Source organism: Methylobacterium sp. J-088 (assembly GCF_022829295.1).
In the GTDB taxonomy this organism is placed as follows: domain Bacteria; phylum Pseudomonadota; class Alphaproteobacteria; order Rhizobiales; family Beijerinckiaceae; genus Methylobacterium.
Map to the genome: position 1 here is coordinate 1 of NZ_JAKSYH010000279.1, position 17,090 is coordinate 17,090.

The 17,090-nt window shown below is 59.0% G+C and carries 12 protein-coding genes and 1 pseudogene; 9 read left to right on the forward strand and 4 right to left on the reverse strand.

The window, feature by feature from the left end; translation table 11 throughout:
* Positions 1 to 131: pseudogene (locus tag MKK63_RS30790) on the forward strand (IS5/IS1182 family transposase); the annotation flags it as partial.
* On the opposite strand, the gene MKK63_RS30795 reads toward MKK63_RS30790, so the two are convergent.
* Positions 128 to 631, reverse strand: coding sequence for an NYN domain-containing protein (locus MKK63_RS30795; protein WP_244008258.1), 504 nt, complete (start codon positions 629 to 631; stop codon positions 128 to 130). The pseudogene MKK63_RS30790 and the gene MKK63_RS30795 overlap by 4 nt on opposite strands.
* Before the next feature lie 440 nt (positions 632 to 1,071).
* Entirely contained in the window at positions 1,072 to 1,803 is a 732-nt protein-coding gene (locus tag MKK63_RS30800) for a hypothetical protein (RefSeq protein ID WP_244008259.1), read from the reverse strand.
* A 413-nt stretch (positions 1,804 to 2,216) separates the two neighbouring features.
* Here MKK63_RS30800 and MKK63_RS30805 point away from each other — a divergent pair, with 413 nt between their 5' ends.
* Together MKK63_RS30805 and MKK63_RS30810 are read left to right on the forward strand one after the other, a co-directional pair.
* Complete coding sequence (locus MKK63_RS30805; RefSeq protein WP_244008260.1) at positions 2,217 to 2,693, forward strand: hypothetical protein; 477 nt, start codon at positions 2,217 to 2,219, stop codon at positions 2,691 to 2,693.
* A 62-nt stretch (positions 2,694 to 2,755) separates the two neighbouring features.
* The gene (locus MKK63_RS30810; RefSeq protein ID WP_244008261.1) at positions 2,756 to 3,124 is read left to right on the forward strand and encodes a hypothetical protein; all 369 of its coding nucleotides are present in this window, start codon (positions 2,756 to 2,758) and stop codon (positions 3,122 to 3,124) included.
* Positions 3,125 to 3,383: 259 nt separating this feature from the next.
* On the opposite strand, the gene MKK63_RS30815 is transcribed toward MKK63_RS30810, so the two are convergent.
* Positions 3,384 to 3,605 (reverse strand): hypothetical protein, encoded by a 222-nt coding sequence (locus MKK63_RS30815; protein WP_244008262.1) that lies wholly within the window; start codon positions 3,603 to 3,605, stop codon positions 3,384 to 3,386.
* A 243-nt stretch (positions 3,606 to 3,848) separates the two neighbouring features.
* On the opposite strand from MKK63_RS30815, the gene MKK63_RS30820 reads away from it, so the two are divergent.
* The 6 genes from MKK63_RS30820 (at position 3,849) to MKK63_RS30845 (ending at position 10,439) form a co-directional block, all read left to right on the forward strand.
* On the forward strand, positions 3,849 to 4,130 hold the full coding sequence (locus MKK63_RS30820) for a hypothetical protein (protein WP_244008263.1): 282 nt from the start codon (positions 3,849 to 3,851) through the stop codon (positions 4,128 to 4,130).
* 92 nt (positions 4,131 to 4,222) lie between these two features.
* Positions 4,223 to 4,921 (forward strand): haloacid dehalogenase type II, encoded by a 699-nt coding sequence (locus MKK63_RS30825; protein ID WP_244008264.1) that lies wholly within the window; start codon positions 4,223 to 4,225, stop codon positions 4,919 to 4,921.
* Positions 4,922 to 5,275: 354 nt separating this feature from the next.
* The gene (locus MKK63_RS30830; RefSeq protein WP_244008265.1) at positions 5,276 to 6,688 is read left to right on the forward strand and encodes a class I SAM-dependent methyltransferase; all 1,413 of its coding nucleotides are present in this window, start codon (positions 5,276 to 5,278) and stop codon (positions 6,686 to 6,688) included.
* A 139-nt stretch (positions 6,689 to 6,827) separates the two neighbouring features.
* Entirely contained in the window at positions 6,828 to 7,832 is a 1,005-nt protein-coding gene (locus MKK63_RS30835; protein WP_244008266.1) for a TonB family protein, read from the forward strand.
* Between the two features lie 634 nt (positions 7,833 to 8,466).
* A complete protein-coding gene (locus MKK63_RS30840) occupies positions 8,467 to 9,552 on the forward strand; it encodes a hypothetical protein (RefSeq protein ID WP_244008267.1) in 1,086 nt (361 codons plus the stop codon).
* Between the two features lie 23 nt (positions 9,553 to 9,575).
* Positions 9,576 to 10,439, forward strand: coding sequence for a class I SAM-dependent methyltransferase (locus MKK63_RS30845; RefSeq protein ID WP_244008268.1), 864 nt, complete (start codon positions 9,576 to 9,578; stop codon positions 10,437 to 10,439).
* Between the two features lie 31 nt (positions 10,440 to 10,470).
* On the opposite strand, the gene MKK63_RS30850 is transcribed toward MKK63_RS30845, so the two are convergent.
* The gene (locus tag MKK63_RS30850; RefSeq protein ID WP_244008269.1) at positions 10,471 to 17,067 is read right to left on the reverse strand and encodes a PLxRFG domain-containing protein; all 6,597 of its coding nucleotides are present in this window, start codon (positions 17,065 to 17,067) and stop codon (positions 10,471 to 10,473) included.
* Positions 17,068 to 17,090: the final 23 nt, after the last annotated feature.

Here is a 17,090-nt window from a genome sequence, read left to right on the forward strand (position 1 = left end):
GCACCCACGCCTGGTTCAACCGCTTCCGCCGCCTGCCCATCCGCTACGAGCGACGCGCCGACATCTACGAAGCCTTCACCAGCCTCGCCGCAAGCCTCATCACTCTCAACCAGATCAAGCGGTTCTGTTAGGCGCTCTTAATCCATCGATTTTGATCTCTCGCAATTAAACGGATTTCATCGGCCACCTCTGTCAAGTCTTGATCTCGACAGAAAAGGATCCCGACGTCAAACTCCTGGCGATGAGCAAGGCGAATAACGTCCAGCGCAATACGAACGTCAATCCCCTTCTCATCACCGTCTAGAAAAGTATGGGTACTTCCGTCTGGTAGACGGATTTGCTTATTACGATACCGCAATGGGCGCGTATACATAGTCACGCCTTCTCGGCCCATCTGAGCGCCTTTGGCAGTCCAGAAATGGCTCCAGAAAGCGTTGTCAGTTGCATCGGGGACGCCCGTATAGAAACGGACGCCATCCAAGTGCCAGCCACGCTGCGCACAAACCGCCCTTGATAGGGCAACAGGATCGTAGTTGGGGAAGGTATACCCGAACGCTGCTTTTGCGCAGTGGAACAGGTTCTGGCCGTCGAAAAAGGCGACAGCTCGCTTGACTGGTGGTTCAACAGGCATGCGCCACTCCTATCCGGTCAAAGCCCGATAAGAGGGTGCAGGGCCAATAAGGTAGTGATAACCTCACCAGAGGCCGAATGGCGTGTCCAGGGAGGGAAAAGTTGATGCACCGGATTTAGGATGCGCGCGCTAATTTGTCAACGCCGGAGTTAGTGCGTGAGCTAAAAACGGCTCACTAATTCCGACGTTGGTTAACGCGTTTCGTGACGCTGCTAGTAGCCCTTCCAAGCGCGGCTAACGCCTGACACCATCACCAGCTGGTTCAAGCGATTGGACGCCAGACCGTTGTCGAGGCGGCGGAAACTCGCCATTCGAGCCGCCCTGGTTAAGTGAGGCAATGAGCTAAGCGTGACCGCCGAAGTGCGGAATGTCTTACCTTGGCGTATGCAGATTGGAATTTTCCGCATGCGCTCAGCTTTGACACAAGTCACCACCCTTCCTCAAACCGAGCGTGGCGCAGATGCGTCGAGCCCTACAGCATCCCGCACGGCTGCAATCGTCGCCAGCCGGACATTGCAGTGATGCATCATCCCGCCGGGCGTGCAGGACGGGACGAAGAGCGATTTACCGAACTGCCTTCCCTTGCCATCCTTGCCACGACTGAGGCCCCACAGCCGAGCGGAGCGGAGGCAGACGACGACGCGCTCACCAGCCTCAGCCTGTGGGAAGAGCACCTGCTGTGCGTGATCGAGCGCGACCCGGCTCGATTGCAGGGCGGTCAGCATGTGCCAGTCGTGGAATTTGCGCGAGTGATAGGCGCCGATGTTGAGGATGGCGATTTGGTCCGCCAGAGCGACCGGATCGGGGCTGAACTGGCGGGCAACCCGCGTCCACCATCTATGCGCGCCCTCGTGGTCAGACTGGCTTGGAAGGCTCCGCAAGCCGCCGCGTTGCTCGCGGTAGTAGGTGCGGCCAGCAACCGACTGCGCATGCGCCGTGTCGAAATCGTCGTACCCAGGCGACAGGAACAGCAGCACGACCCTCGCGGTACGAAGCGGGCCAAAGAAGCCGATCGGTAGGCAATCGAGATTGAAGTTGTGGTTGGAGCGCTCGCCCGGCCGTTCCTCGCCCTTCGGCCAGCCCGGCTGCCGCTCGAATACCTCGGCGTCGGCCGGATGCACGCGAGCATCATCCGGGATGCGCGCCCAGAAATCGAAAATATCCTCGGCCATGGTGCCCTCGCGGTCGATGGCCCGTTTAAGCGCAGTTGAGCTTGCTAGCTAAGCCGAACCAGGATTGAGTTCGAGTAGCATGCGCTAGCGCGCCACCACTGCGCCACCATCGATGGTGGCGCATGCACTTATGGTCGCGCATTCCGAGATGGCCCGACGCCTCCCGGCGTGCGGCGCCAGCACGCGGGGGGGTTATAGGGGGGTGCTAGCGCGCGCACTGCGCTGACGCACAATGAACTACTAGAAATACTTTCTATTATTTTCAGCCCCGCATTATGCCGAGACAAGTTTCGCTTGATCCGCTCACGGACCGGATATAGTTACAGGTATGTAACATTATCCGGTCGGATCGCCGGCCATTGGTATCCTAGACTTCAAGCCATCTCTCCACCGGATCGGCGAGGAATTAATCCATGGCATTCGTCCAACAGCTCCAAGCCCGAGCCCAATCTACTAAGGCTGATCCCCGCGACCACCGGACGTGGCCTGTGGCACTCGGCCGACTGGTAGGGCACCGAGACGACAAGCTCGGCATCGAGTGGCTGTTCAGCCGCGAGGTGTATGATCGGCTCGGCCTCGATCCGCAGGAACGGCACAAGGGCCAGACCCCGCGCCGCGTTGCGGCCGGCATGAAGGCGCACGGTTGGACCCGCCAGCTTGTCGGGCCGCGATCCGCCAGAGAGAGCGGGTACTGCCGGGCGCTCCGGGAGGATCGCACCGCCCCCGCCGTGCCAGTCTCGCCCCATCACGAGGCCGCGGTGTTCGCAATCCGCGTCACCCTTGAGAGGCTGACTCGCATGGGGCTGACCGGCGCTCAGCTCGACGCGGCTTGGGATACCGCACGCCTTGCACCTGCCGAGCCGGATGCCGAGATCATCGTATCGCTGTAGCCGGCGCCGTACCGCCGTCCGAATTCCATGCGACCGCTTCGACAAACTACGAGGGCCGGACCATGCCAACAGACGAGCCCGCCGGCCAACGCCTCACCTCGTTCCTCGACGGACCGGCGACGGGGCCGGCTGACGCTGCCGAAACCGCTGCGCGGCACTACACCGATGCCGTCAGGATGTTCGAAGCGGACTTAGAGGAATTCATCGCGCCTGAGATGCCGGACGCTGAGATCGAGCGAGCGTTTCAGGCTGCCCTGGCTGAATGGCGGCGGACGGCACCACAGCGCGCCGAAGCGGAACGGAAGCGGCTTGCCGAAACAGAGCGGCGGGTACGGGAGCGGTCCGTGACATCCGTGTCCGCGCCAAGCGCCGAGGCCATGATCGACCCGGCACGGGCTTTTCAGGACAACACGGATGCGGGCAAGACCTGAAAGACCGCCGGAAACCGGCCTAGGATGGCTCAGCTCGGGCACCGTGGCCAAATCCGCCCCTGCCTACCCCGCAAAACCTTCGACCGCTGGCGCCGCCTCTGAGTCCATTTAAACGGCAATATAAAAACTGGATTTTTCTGTTGGTGCTACGATCGACTGCCGGATACAGACTAATTCCGCGGAATTAATACTTGATCGGCATTCGAATGGCCGATGACTCAACGCTTCAATTGCGATCGAACCCGAACGTGCAGGTCCATCACTCGGATGCTTCGGCGGTCTTGCCAGCGTTCCGCTTGGAGCGGTGCTTCAGCTCGCGCTCGATGCCTTTACGGATCACGGCAAGGCGATCCTCGCCCGGCAGCTTCGCCGCGTCGAGGCGTTCGACCATTTCGCTGGTCAGCGGAAGCGTAAGGCGCTTCTCCCATTCCTTCGTGCGACCCACCCGGCCGCGGTTCTCATAGGTATGAAATTGCGTCAAGGCGCACCTTTTCCGCTTGGATGGCGTTGACTACGTATCGTACGTACGATATCGCTCAAACCGTACGTACGGTCTGTGTGCAAAATCCACGTGGGCTCAGGGCAATTGCTGACTGATCCCTGATTGTCCGTTGAGCCACTTCGGCAAGGTCGGCATCGGCACTGTCAAGGTCAATAGGCTCATCCGCCTTAAACGACGAACATCACTCAATATCGAGCCAACTTTACCCCTGCGAGATTGGGAGTGACCATGCGCGACCAAATTTCTGATGCGAACCTGCCGGCCCACATCGCCCGTCAGATCGAAGCGTGCGAAGCGCTGCTGCCCACCGTGGACCTGAGACACCGCGTGATCGCCGAGCGGTCGTTGTTGGCGCTCAGGGATGCGCAGGCTGAGGCCGATGAGGGCGATCTGTCCGGCGCCCGCCTGACGCTGATGCTCGGCATGGGGGAGTTGCTGTCTGCTGCGATTGAGGCACAGGCGGTGCAATCCATGAGGAGGCTGCACGCTGCTAGGGCGGCCTAGTCAGATTGCGCGCCCGGTACCATCCGCTCAGGCTGGACATCGGGCATTGCAGGCAGGGATAATCCGCCGGGGTTTGCCCGATGGGACCGATCATGCTGCACCTGCAACCCGTGCCGAAGGTCATCACCTTCGACTGTTACGGAACATTGGTCCGGTGGCATGATACCGTTCGGTCGGCAGCTCGCGCGATCCTCGCCGGGCGCGTTGTCGAGACTGATGCGCAGGACCGATCAGCCGCTCTGGCTGATCGGTTGCGGGGGGCTGCCGTAGAGCGGCAGCAGCGCCCTCCGTTCTGCGACTACAAATCCGTTCTGCGATCCGCTTTGAGCGAAGCTCTGTCTGGATTCGGCCTGTCTGCCAGATCTGAGGACGAGGATACGTTGCTGGCGATCCTGAGCCGGATTGAGCCACACCCCGAGGTTCCTACGGCCCTCGACCGTCTCCGCGAACGCTACCAACTCGCGATCATCAGCAACACGGATGACGACCTAATAGCGGGCACCGTTGCGGCGATCGGGGTGCCGATAGATTTTGTAGTCACCGCTGAGCAGGCCCGCGCCTACAAGCCCGATCACCGGCTCTTCCTGCATGCCTACCACACCATCGGCGTCACGAAGGACGAGACCATCCACGTTGGCATGGGGCAATTCACCGATCTCAAGGTCTGCCACGAACTCGGTATTCGCTCCGTCTGGATCGATCGGATCGGTGAACCGCTGAGCCCAGATTGGCCGCCGCATGCCAAGCTGGACGATCTAACGGGCTTGCCCGCTCTGCTGTCGGTTGATTGAGCGGCTCGCAAGGGTGTTTGTGCGTCCGCATATAATATCAATAAGACTGCAGCGTTTCGATTGCAGGCAAATGCGCTGCCTACAACATATACATGCGAAGGTCAGAATAAAACATATTCGAAGTCAGTGGCGTCTATTACTAAGCAGATCGACAGACAGACGGTTCATGCCTCTTGGTGAAAACTTGATGAAAAACCTAAACAGTAGGAGAGATAGCAAAAATCGAATCTATAGGTCTTACACGCGACGCAGAAAGCCAAACTAGCGAACTAAATAAGAAGTGGGCTACAATGGTCAAGTCGGTCGTCATTGCTCACCCTGAGCTTGCGTCCCGACAAGGCGGGGAGACAAGCCATGTCCGGCTGCGTAAGCGAAAGAGGTAACATCGACCGTCTCAGTAAAATTCTTGACGCCGAAGTAGACAGGAAAAGCTCCGCGCCATCTATTCAAGAAAATGGAGAAGCCACCCTCCAAGATTCACCATCCATATCTGCGCCTTGGCCCGACATGTGGGCTAGACTGGAGAATGATGTAAACATTCCAACTTTAATCTTCAGCGATGACGTGCCTTGGCAAATGTCAAGGTGGGAAAAATACACGCTAAATGCCATTTTGCAAAATCTCAAACCGGTAGTTTCTATCGAAATTGGCAGATACAAAGGCGGAAGCCTCCAAATAATATCGGAACACAGTCAAACCGTCTACTCTATCGATTTAGATGATAGTTACACCAATTATTTATCGCAGAAGTACAAAAACGTCGAATTCATTCACGGGAGATCGCCTGAAGTAATTTGCGACGCAATGCGGCATATTGATAAAAACGGACATAATTTTATTCTGATAGACGGAGATCATTCGGAGAAAGGCGTTGCAGACGACATAAACGCCATACTAAATTTCAATACGCAAGCCTCATTGATAATACTGATGCACGACAGTTTCAACCCTGAATGTCGAAGTGGCATATTAAAGGCAAAATGGAAAGATAACAGAAATGTTTCCTTCTTGGAAATCGATTTCGTTCCCGGATCTCTGCATAAAGAATCGTTCGATCAGGCGTCGGGCAGTTCGATGTGGGGAGGATTCGCGTGTGCATTAATTGGTCAAGAGCAAAATCAGAAAGATCTTCTGATCTTCCAAAGTCAGAAAAACTTATTTGAATTGGCGATGAAATCGATACAAACACCCGATACACGAACTGTTACGGAAGTGAATTCAATTTACAAACTTCATAGAGATTTCTTGGAACATGAGAACAATCTTGTTAATCAAAGAACAACGTGGCTGATGACCACTCAATCTTTCTTGATGGCCATATTTGGGTTATCTTTCAAGGGCTACTTGGATTTAGCAGAGAAATATGATCCCCTTAAGATAGAAAATTCTGAGTCCATATCATATTTATGGTCTTTCAAATTGTTGTTCGTGCTGTTCGCTCTCGTTGGGCTAGCTGTTTCGAAAGCAACCATAGACTCCGTTCAATCCGCAAGAAAATCCTTGAAATTTGTCGGCGACAACTGGACGAAAAATTTTATGCACGACACTACTTACAGTGAAAATTTACCGCCTATAATTGGTCCGAGATCCATCGGTATTGAAAGCAAAAAAGTCAGCTTGTCTGTCGCCTTGCCACGCTTCTTTATTATGCTTTGGTCAGTCGTGTCTATTCTCATCGTTTTTCTTCCACCAGACAGGGCGTCATCATATTTAATGAGATTCTTTAGTGTGGCCGCAAGTGCGATATTAGATATTAGGGCGAACTGATAACAGCGGTGCAAATCGTTGCGACCGGACACCGTGTGGCGGTTATTCTGAAAAGTATTTCCTTTAATTACACATTCAAACGGATTTGAGCGTTATTCCCATATGACAGCGCTGCGTCGGTCGGCAGTTGAGGCCTGAGATGAATCAAGCCGGCGGCCCAATCATCGATCCCGGATCGCGCTTGCTAGGCCAGTTAGGCCGACTGCTACTGGCTGGCATTACAGTCATCGCTGCAGGGCTGGCCGCCGCGAAGCTTGCGATCTCACTGGGAGCAACCGAGATCGCCGCGGGCTCCGTGTTCGGCCTCTCCATCGTAGGCCTGATCGTCTACTTCATCCCGGCAATCGTCGCGTACACGCGCGCCAACCGCCAGTCTAAGGCCATCTTTATTCTAAACCTGCTACTCGGCTGGACCGCGCTCGGCTGGATCGCCGCCCTGGTCTGGGCGTTCACGAACTCCACTGTCGTGGTGCAGAATGTCCCACAGCCTTCAGCGCGTGGAACCTGGAAGCGTTGCCCCCGGTGTGCGGAGGACGTTCGGGCCGAGGCGGTGATCTGCCGGTACTGCCAGCACGAGTTCGAAGCGCCGCGCGTCCCTACATTTTCGGCAACCGCGATTCCAGTCGAGACCGCCGGTTTAGACACCGCTGTATCGTCGCCGCCTGAGGGGGTTTGGCGCCATCGTGCGTTGGTCGGCTTCGCCCTTACCATAATGGTAACGATCGTCGGGGTGATCGGCTGGCTCGTGCATCAAGGGTGGCTCGACAGCGAACGAGCTCAGGCTCTGCGCACTGCGCGGGCCCCGACACAGAGCATCAACCCCCTGCCACCTGCCGCCGAACCAATGGCACTGCCTGGCGATGCGAGCCCCCTACGGCAATGGACTGGCACAATCAGCACGACAATCCACGATCGGATGCGTCCGAGCGATGCAGCGGGGACGGCGGGAGGCCGAACCACCATTCGCTTCACGGTGACACGCGACGGTCAGGTCAAAGATGCGACCGTCACTCAGTCCAGCGGCGTCGAACAGATCGATAAGGCCGCTCTGGCAACAGTTCAAGGAACTTTCCCCCCGGCTCCCGCAGGGGTGACGCAACCGAGTTTGGTCGTGTCGATGCCGCTCATCTACCGGGTACGTTGAGCCGCCTTACGGCATACGGACGTCAAGCTCGCAACGCGGGCTTCACGGTGTTCAGGCATGGAAGTGTCAACAACCTGACTTCGCGAGGCGGCGCGGTCCACTACGGCCCCGAGATACCGAACGGTCGCCACTGGCGTTCGGGATGCACGGGCTAAGGCCGATGAGGGCGACTAATCCGGCGCCCGCCTGACGATGATGATGATAGGCGTGGGGGAACTGCTGTTCCCCGCCCTAATGGCGAACGCGGAGGAAGCAACGGCACAGATTGCGGCCTGAGCTGTAGCACCCAGCTATCTCGATCGACAGCGCGCCGTCGATGTCACAGCGCAGACATAGAACCTAATGATACCCGCCGGGCCTTCCTCCGCGCGGGTATTCAATACGGACCTCGGACGCTTCTCCCGCCAGATTAGATAGACTCAACCAAACGGTGGATGCTAAGTCGCCAACTGGGCTCACTGATACCCAACTCATTCGTCTTGTAAGAGAGAAGGCTTCAGTAGACCGCGTGGGTGGACCGCACACCTCACCTCTTTCGGGGGGTAAGTGAGGACAGTTATATCGAGCCTAAAAGTTTTTCGCAGTCGAGACCGTCAATGATGCGGCAGTTCACAAGGCCCGCCTTATGATTGCAATGACCAGCGTTGATAATTTTCAAATAACTATTTGCTTTGGAAATTCAAGCATTGAATCTGCTTCAGATATTATTGAAAAATTGCGCCAGTCCTGCGGTCAAAGTCACGATATGACCACGACAATGAAATGGTTTTTATCGCTCTCAGATAGATGGAACACTTTTCCAGTAGCGATTTTGCTGCATCGCGATCGCATACCGTTTGGCGCACTTCTTATTCACGGAACCAAATTTGGCGGTATGCCGATAGGAATTTTTAGGGGAGGGTATCTTTGCGGCCGGGGCGGTGTCATCGGTGAAGCACGCGCTTACCCAACTATCATTGAGCATGGCACAAGGGCTCTTATAAACTGTAGGCGCGCCCATACAGTTATTGTGACATCACTGTTGGAAGATGACAGAAGATTCGAGTTTTCTGAGCACTGTTATCGCCCCAGCTTTTCTCGAAACTGGCAATTTCACGAAACGAGAAGCCGCCTTCCTTTGACAGGAGGAATGGATGGATTACTTTCTCGCTTCAGCCAGAAAATGCGTAAAAATTTTCGATACTACAGAAAACGTGCTGAAAATGACTCTGGATGCGTGTTCCAACCGTCGCTCAGCTCGACCCAAGCCATGGCAGCAGTGGAGCGGCTGCATGCAGCCTCAGATCGATCATCCAACCTAGAAGTAGCCCTACAAAGGCAAAGGGCAATTGAGGAACAGCCAGGCTGGTTTTCGATGGGTTTGACAGACAGGAGTGGAGCTTGGGTAAGTTATATTTCGGGCTGGAGACAGGGCAAGAGCTGCTTTGTTGAGTGGCAACTCAACCAGGAAGACCTCCAGAATGCTTCGATTTCCATGGCCATGAGACACTTTTTCCTAGAGCGCGAAATTGAAACCGGAATGGAGGAGGTAATTTTTCTGGCAGGGACTACGCCTATCTGGAGCAGGGTTTGTGAGTCCCAGATGTGCAGTGAATACCTGGCGATGCCTGAAGGCTTCATTGGAAAGATCGTTCGTGGCATCTATAAAATGGTACATCCCAATGGAAAGGTATCCCAGCTAACCGAAAGATACAGGACCTCTCTAACTTTAGATACTTAGCAAGTCAATAGATCGTGTCAGGCATGAAATGGTTCTGGGTGCAAAATATGCTCATAAACTATTTAAGATCCGCCAGAAGAATTGCAACAATACTATTTACTCGCAGTGCCTATGGACGGCAGTATCTGTTGCGACGTGCTCTCAAATCAAGCCAACGCCACACTCATCCGATAGATGTCACTTATAGCATTCAAACTAGCGGGTTTATCCCAAATTTTCTAAGTGATCCTGGAGTTAATATAGCCAAGATTGTGTCCCGCGAGAACAATCATTATGCTGGTTGTCAACCAAGTTGCTTGCGAAAGGCGCTTCGATCGCTCCCCGACACTAACAAATTTGCTTTTTATGATCTTGGCTGCGGTATGGGCCGAGCATTAGTGGTCGCATCAGAATTCCCATTTCGTGAGATTGTCGGGGTTGATTTATCTAAAGAACTTTGCGCCATCGCAACGAAGAATGCTCAAAAGATTGCGCAATCGTTCCCTGACAGAGCCCAGATAAGCGTTGAACAAGGTGACGCGACTGCGATCGCACTAGGCGGCGATAGAATTGTGGTTTTCATGTACCATTCGTTCGGTCGGACAACACTGACGCCAATCATTAACAGATTAGAGCAGCTAGTTAAGGCCGGCAGAGATGTTTTTATAATATTTGAAAATCCGGTCAATGGCGATTTGGTCGAGCAGTCGATCTATTTTAGTCGTTGGTATGCAGAGCAGGTTCCTGGCGATTCCGACGAAATAGGCCATCATTCGGATGTTGACGATGGCGTAGTTGTTTGGCGTTCAGTTAATGCCATGCCAGCCCAGAGGAGTGGTCATCAAGATTTCAAGATCGTAATAACCAAGCCGACGTGGCGAGCTGAAGTTGTGCGCTCTGATCGGTAAGCGCGGACGGAAAAGCAACAATCACAATTTATTAACGCAGCCCAGCGGCGCGGTCCTCCTGCCACCGCTTCTCAAGGCCAGGGATCGACAGCCGCCGGTTTTTCTCGGTGGAGCGGTTGTACTCCAGGATCTGGACCTTGATCCTGGCACGGCCCGACGCCGTACCCGCGTCGAGGAACTTGCGACGCAGCTCGTCCCGGCGCTCGAATGACTTCGCCGTGTCGGCCGCTCGATCGGCGCGTGCCTCCCCCTGATCCGCAATCCGCTTCGGGGTGAAACCGAACGCCTTCACTCCCGCTTCGCCAGGACCCATCTTCTCCTTGCTGTAGTCTCGGATGCCCTTGGCTGTGTCGGCGAGCACCTTGACCGGCACCATCTTGGCCGCAGCGTGGAGGTAGTCGCCATCGTAGACGGCGTTGATGCCGACGCCGAGATCCGTCAGCGTGCCGCCCGGCGCGCCGGCCAGCATCTGCATCGAGTAGGCCAACATCTCCGTCTTCTTGTACTTCTGCGGCTCGCCGAACAGCAGAGTCTCGCCGGCACCGAGACGGCCCTTGAGATCCACGCCTATGGCCGTGCCCACCGCGCCATCCGTCACCACGTCGGCCCACGTCTTCCCGACTGAAGCTTCCAGGGCGCGCTTGACCTTGCGTTCCAGATCGTTCGCCCCGCCACCAAGACCGAACGCCGCCGACAGCATGGCGCCGGCTTTGATGAACTCGAATCCGGGTATGCCGAACACCCCGGCGAACAGCGCGTGCGTGGCCGCGAGGTTGCCGAATTCCCGCATGGCAACCTGCCGCTCGGCCTTCGTGTCCGATTTGAACGCCCGGTACATAGCGCTCATGTATAGGTGGTTGATGCCCTGCGCGTATTTCTTGAACTGCGTCAGCGGCTTCAGGTACGCGTTGTTGAAGATGGGCGGCGTGTTGTGTGACGAGTAGTCGAACTGCGTCGCCTTTACCGTGTCGTTGGCGTAGTCCGTCGCCGTCTGAACGTCCGCACCTTTGGCCCGCGCCAGCCGGTACGCCGCGACCGCCGTACCAATCCTGTTCACGGCCTCGATCGCGGTGGGCATCTGGCGGAACACGCGATCGGCCTTGGCCAGGGACTGACCCACCAAGCCGTCACCCTGCATCACCGGCCCGGCCAGCTCGAATGACACGTCATCGCCGAGCGCGTGGCGCGCCGCCATCTCATCGATCATGCGGTTCAGTTCGTGGCCGCCCTTAGCCTGAGCTAGCCGCCGCTTGATCGAGGCTACCGGGTCCGATGTGTCGATGCTCGTCTCCATGAAGCGCCGCGCCGCATGGAACGTGTTGAGCGCGCCTTCACCGAACGACCGGTGGAACCCCATGTCCCGGTAAGCGCTCGTCATCTCCATCGCGGCGCGTGCGGCACCGTGCCGGGCCGCCAGGACTGGCAGCGTCTTCAGCAGTGGGTCGGTGGCGTTGATGACGGAGTAGGCCGGCGAGGCGAGCTTGCCGAGCATGGTGGCGGACAGGAGATACCGGAGCGCCGGGGGAGGGCCCTTCGTGGTCGTATCGTTGCCATCCACGCGAGCCTGCAACTCCTGCATCAGGATATGCCGGATCTGGCTCTTGTCCCCGTCGAACTCTTGAACCTGCTGCTCCATCGCGGCCATGCTATCACGCACGGCCGGCATGTATTTGCCCTTGGCCAGGGCCGAGGACTGCGCGCGAGAATAGCTCAGCATCGTCCTGGCGAAGTCGGTCGAGGCGCCCTGCCACATCTTCGTGGGCAGGCTGTGCTGCAAAATTCTGTTGCCTGACATGAGGCGGATGGCGGCCTGCCCCATCATCGTGCGGAGCATGTCCTTCTGACCGGGCAACAGGTCGTCACGGGCATCGACCGCGCGCAGCAGCGCCGTGAGCTGCGAGTGAGACAGGTCTCCGCGGGTCTCGAAATCTTTGATACGCTCGTAGCCCTTCACCTCGGAATGGGCCTTGGTCTCGCGCATCCGCCGCTCGGCAGCCGCAGCCTCCACCTCGCTATCGAAGTTGTACAGCCCCTCCGTCTGCACCGAGACGTGGTACTCGACGCGGGAGGATGAGTTGGCATCGGCGGCCTTGATCGGCTCGTCACCGTCGAAGTAGCGCTTCGCCACGCGGGTGACGGTCAGATCCGTCTTCTCAGCAAACGTCTTGGCGGCCTTGCGGGCTTCCTTCTCCGTCCCGGTGAACGCGATCACGCCGGGGGACACCTCGCGGCCTCCCACCGTGTCCCGCACCTTGTCGCGCACCCGCACGGTCCAGTCGCCGAACCGGCTCAGGGGCACATAGGTGCCGCTCTGCAACTTGAACTCGCGCGCGTCGCTGAGCGCCTTGAACAGCGCGTCGTTGGCAATCGCCTGACGATCCGTCTCCCGAAGCGTGCCGGCGAGCGTGCGCCTGACGAGGGTGTCTCGTTGCGTCTCGGGCATGGCCGGGGCCAGTTGCTCGATCATGTTGCGGGCGAAGTCCGTAACCTGCTCAACCTGCGTGTCACGGAAGTACGCCACCGCGTCGAGGAACTGGCGCTGCACGTCATCCGGCAGCTTAGAAAAGCGGCGCTGCAACTCGGCATGCTTGGCCTTAGACTGCCAGGCACCTGCTTTGTCCGAATCCGGGCCGTAGAGATGCGCGTTGACCGCCTGCATCTCGGCCTGCGTCGGCTTACCTGGCAACAGGGTCACGTCGGCCATACGGGCATCCTGGCCCAACACGGCGAACTCGCGCGCCACGTCCGGCGAGCGCCGTTGCAGCTCTACGAACGCCTGCGCGTGGCCCTGGCCTGTCCGCTCCTTCTGGCGCGCAAAAGTGTGCCGCGCTTCGATAGCGCGCACCGCGTCATCGAAGTGATCGCCACCGCTACCGTTCGGGAACAGACGACGCAGCACCGAGCCCTGGCGAAGCTGGTCGAGCGTCTTGAACCGGGCGGCATTGCGGCTCAAGAAGCTGCCCGCGACGTTCGTGCCGGTCTCCCATGCGTCGCCGAGACCGCTTCGAAGCGCTTCAGAGCTGATGGGGGCCGGCGCGGCGTAGGGCGCTCGCGGCGTCGAGGGCTGGCCTTGTGCCGTGCGTAGATCCGTCAGCACGGCACCAATCCGCAAAGCCGCGTCGAGCGCGGATGTTTGGACCGGAAGTAGCCCGAGGAATTTCCGGACAGCCGCGACGAACAGGCCCCATGCATCCTTGGCCGGCAGTTGCTTGTAGCTGTCGCTGACCGGAATGGTGGACAGCAGATCTTGGAATCGGCGATTGGAGAATGCCTCGCTTACGAACTCGTGCGGGTTGAGCATTCCATAGAAGTCGTTCGCTTCTGAGCCGAGGTTCTCCCGCACCTCATCCATCAGGTGGCGGATCAACTGCTTCGCGGCCGGGTTGCGTTCGATCGTCTGCATGAACGCGGCATGCAGACCCTCGTGCACGAGAAGGTGGCTCAGCTCGGCTTGGCTCGTGCCCTTGTTGGCGTCGCTCAGCCGCAACACGATCGAGTGTGAGGCGGGATCGTAATATCCCGAGACCTCATCCGGAAAACCGCCCCGGCCGATGAGATCCCGCGTGAGGGCAACCATCCCCTCATCGGAGACGATATGCACGGGGACATCGGACGCGAGCTGCGCCACCTTCTTGGCAATGAAGGGATTGATCTGAGCGGCCAATCCACCGCGGGCGGTGTGGTCGATCCTATCCAGCGCCTGCCCGAGGGTGCTGCGGGACAAGATGGGCGTGGTGGCGCCCGTACGAGACGATGAGACCACGTTGGCGGCACTGGTCTCGGGCTCATCGCTGACCAAGGCCGCCAACTCGCGGTGGCGGACCTCATCCGCTGGCGTGGTCGTCTCTCGGCCCTTGGCACGCAGAGCCATAGGGCGCACCGATGACGCGTTCCGCCAAAGGATATGGAAGGGCTCACCGGCCGGGCTGAATGCTGCCGCGCGCTCAGCTGCGTCGAGTGATCGAGGGTCGCTGTATTGACTCAGCCGGAAACGATCGTCTCCCGCCGCGATCCTGCTCAGCTCGGCATCTACCGTCCGCCGATCGAGATCCGACAGTTCCTCGCGCAGCTTGCTCAGGCGGATCGGCTTGGCGTTCTGGCCACCCGCCAGCTTCGTATATGCGTCCTCGACACGCTGGTGGGGTGAACGCGAGATCGGCCGCTTCGAAGGCACCGCCGGCTTGTCGGCCCTTGGCGCAACAGCCGGGCCTTTGGGCGTGTCCTCAGCCCATTGCCGGAACGCCTCAGGCGACATCTCCACGATGGACCCAATGCGCTGCTTACCCTTTCCGTCCGAGAACCCGGCCTTGTAGGTCCGCTCGGCCTCCTGGCGTGATCGGAAACCGAGCATGGCCTTATGCTCGTCAAACGAACCGTCGAGGTTGTTCTGGTTGACGACGTAGACCGGGCCTTCCTTCGCCACGTTCGGTCCGAGATACACGTCAACGTGGTCGCCATCGACGCCCTTGGTCCCGCGCAGATAGCCATAGTCGGCCGGCATCTTCACCGACCACTCGCGGCCGTCCGGCGATATGCCCGAGCGCGTCGCACCCTTTGCGGTCTCTACAGACACATCAAAGCCATGCGCACGGGTGTGCCCCATGCGATAGTTGCCGGCCTCTGCCTGCGCGGGGCTCGGCTTGGCGGGCCTATTCCTGAAACGATCTTCTGCGCGCGGCACATCCGTCTGGAGATCTTGGAACGTCGTCAGGTCGATGGTCTGTCCGGCCGGACGGCTCCCTGACTCGGATGTGCCGGCGCCACGGCGGCCAACCGGCACGGATACCCGCTCGCCAGTACCGAGAAAGCCGTGACGCCCACCGCGCCGTGCGCCGCTTACGCGTTCACCCGTGAGTGTCTTGATCTGCGGGTTGTCCGTCAGGAACTGCCGCAGGATCGAAGCCACACCGGCAGAGCCGAGCATGCCCCGTGCATCGTTCGATCCAGGCCGAGCGGCATACATGTCGCGTATCTCGGCCGTGTCACCGTCCACCTTCATGACGATGGTGCCGATGGCCTTCCCGTCTCGCACGATATCGTATGCGCGACGATCGAGGGCACCCGGCGGCTTCGGTGCGGCGTCGCCCTGTCGAGTAAGGGTGTACTGGCCGCGAGCGGGCGGCGGCGGTGCAGGCTGTGTCTCAGCCTCATCGGTCGTGGCGAGCGTCGAAAGGTCGATCGTCTGGCCACCTGTTTGAGGGGAGGGAGCCTCAGTTGGCGCCTGGGCGGCCTCAGGCCGGGCTACAGCGGCCGGCGGCTCCAGGGCTTGCACAGGTAGTTCCTGCCCATTGGCCACCTGTGGCGATGGCTGAGCAGGTTCCTGAGGGGCGAGGCCCCCGGTCTCGGGCATGGCCTGAGCTGCCGGGGCCGCCAACTCATGGTTCGGATCGGCCTCGAACTCATCCTGCGGGGTGAACACCGGCCCGGATTGATTCCGCGGAATTACTTCGTCCGGCGCTTTGGCAGCCGCAGCGATGGCGGGATCAATCGCCCGCTCCACTCGCCCAAGCGCATCGTCGTCGGTACGATCGAGGCCAGGACCAACTCTATCCCGTGGCGTGGATGATACACCTGCGGCTTCCGACACGACCGGATCGATCGTCGGCACAGCCGGCCCAACAACGTCCTCCGGCACACGATCCGAACCAGCAGCCGATTGCCCCTGACGCCCGCCGATGTGAGTGACACCGCCGACCGCGCCGCCCATCAGGCCACCGATGGTGCCACCCTGCACAACCTGCTCGGCGAACTTCTTCCAATCGAACCCGATCTGCGTGCCGGCCTCGATCTGGCCCTCCTGTGTCAGCCCTTCCTGTGAGGCGTTCTGGATCGCTTCGTTGCCGGCTTCCTCGGCCGCACCCTTGCGCAGCCCCTTGAACACGCCCTCGCCGGCCTCGCCGACCGCGTGCTTGGCCGCCATGGCGGTCGCGCCGAACTGATCGGTTGCGAACCCGACCGCTGCGGCGATCAGAGGCTTGTTGTCGGCGGCGGTCTCGACCAGCACCTTCTTGGCCACGGTCTCGGAAACGCCGGGCTTCCCGTCGTGATCGTTGCGCAGGTACTGGTAGAGCGGCGAGTTCTTCTGGAGGTAGTCGTCCTTGGCGTCGAGGATCGAGTTCTCGATGTCGTCGTAGACCTGACCACCCATCATGGTCGCGTTGACGGTGCCGCCCGCAGCCGTGCCGGCGAGCCCCGCAGCACCGGCCGCCAGCCCGGCGCCCTGTGCGACCTTGGCGACGATGCCGCCGGGGATGATGCTGGCCACCAGGGACGGCGAAGCGTTGGCGAGCTTCAAGCCGATGGACTGGCTGATCGAGACGCCGGGGGACCAAATCGACTTGTCGCCGCCCGGTAGGAACCCGGCGTTGAGCGCGTCACGCGCCTCGGGCGACATCGAGGAGATCGTGTCCTTAGCGCCCTGCTCGGCCCAATGCCGGACGCCCTTGATGTCGCTGCCATCGTCCGTGTCGGCGAGGTAATCCACACCGGACGCCACCCCGCCGGCCACACCATACGCGCCGGCAAGGGCAGACTTTCCGTAGTCTTTGAGGCCGATCCCCTCTTCCGGTTCAATCGGCTTGGAGTAATCCTTGCTGACCGGAAGAGAGCTGAGATCGATCTCGGGCATGACGACCTACGAAATATTCTGAC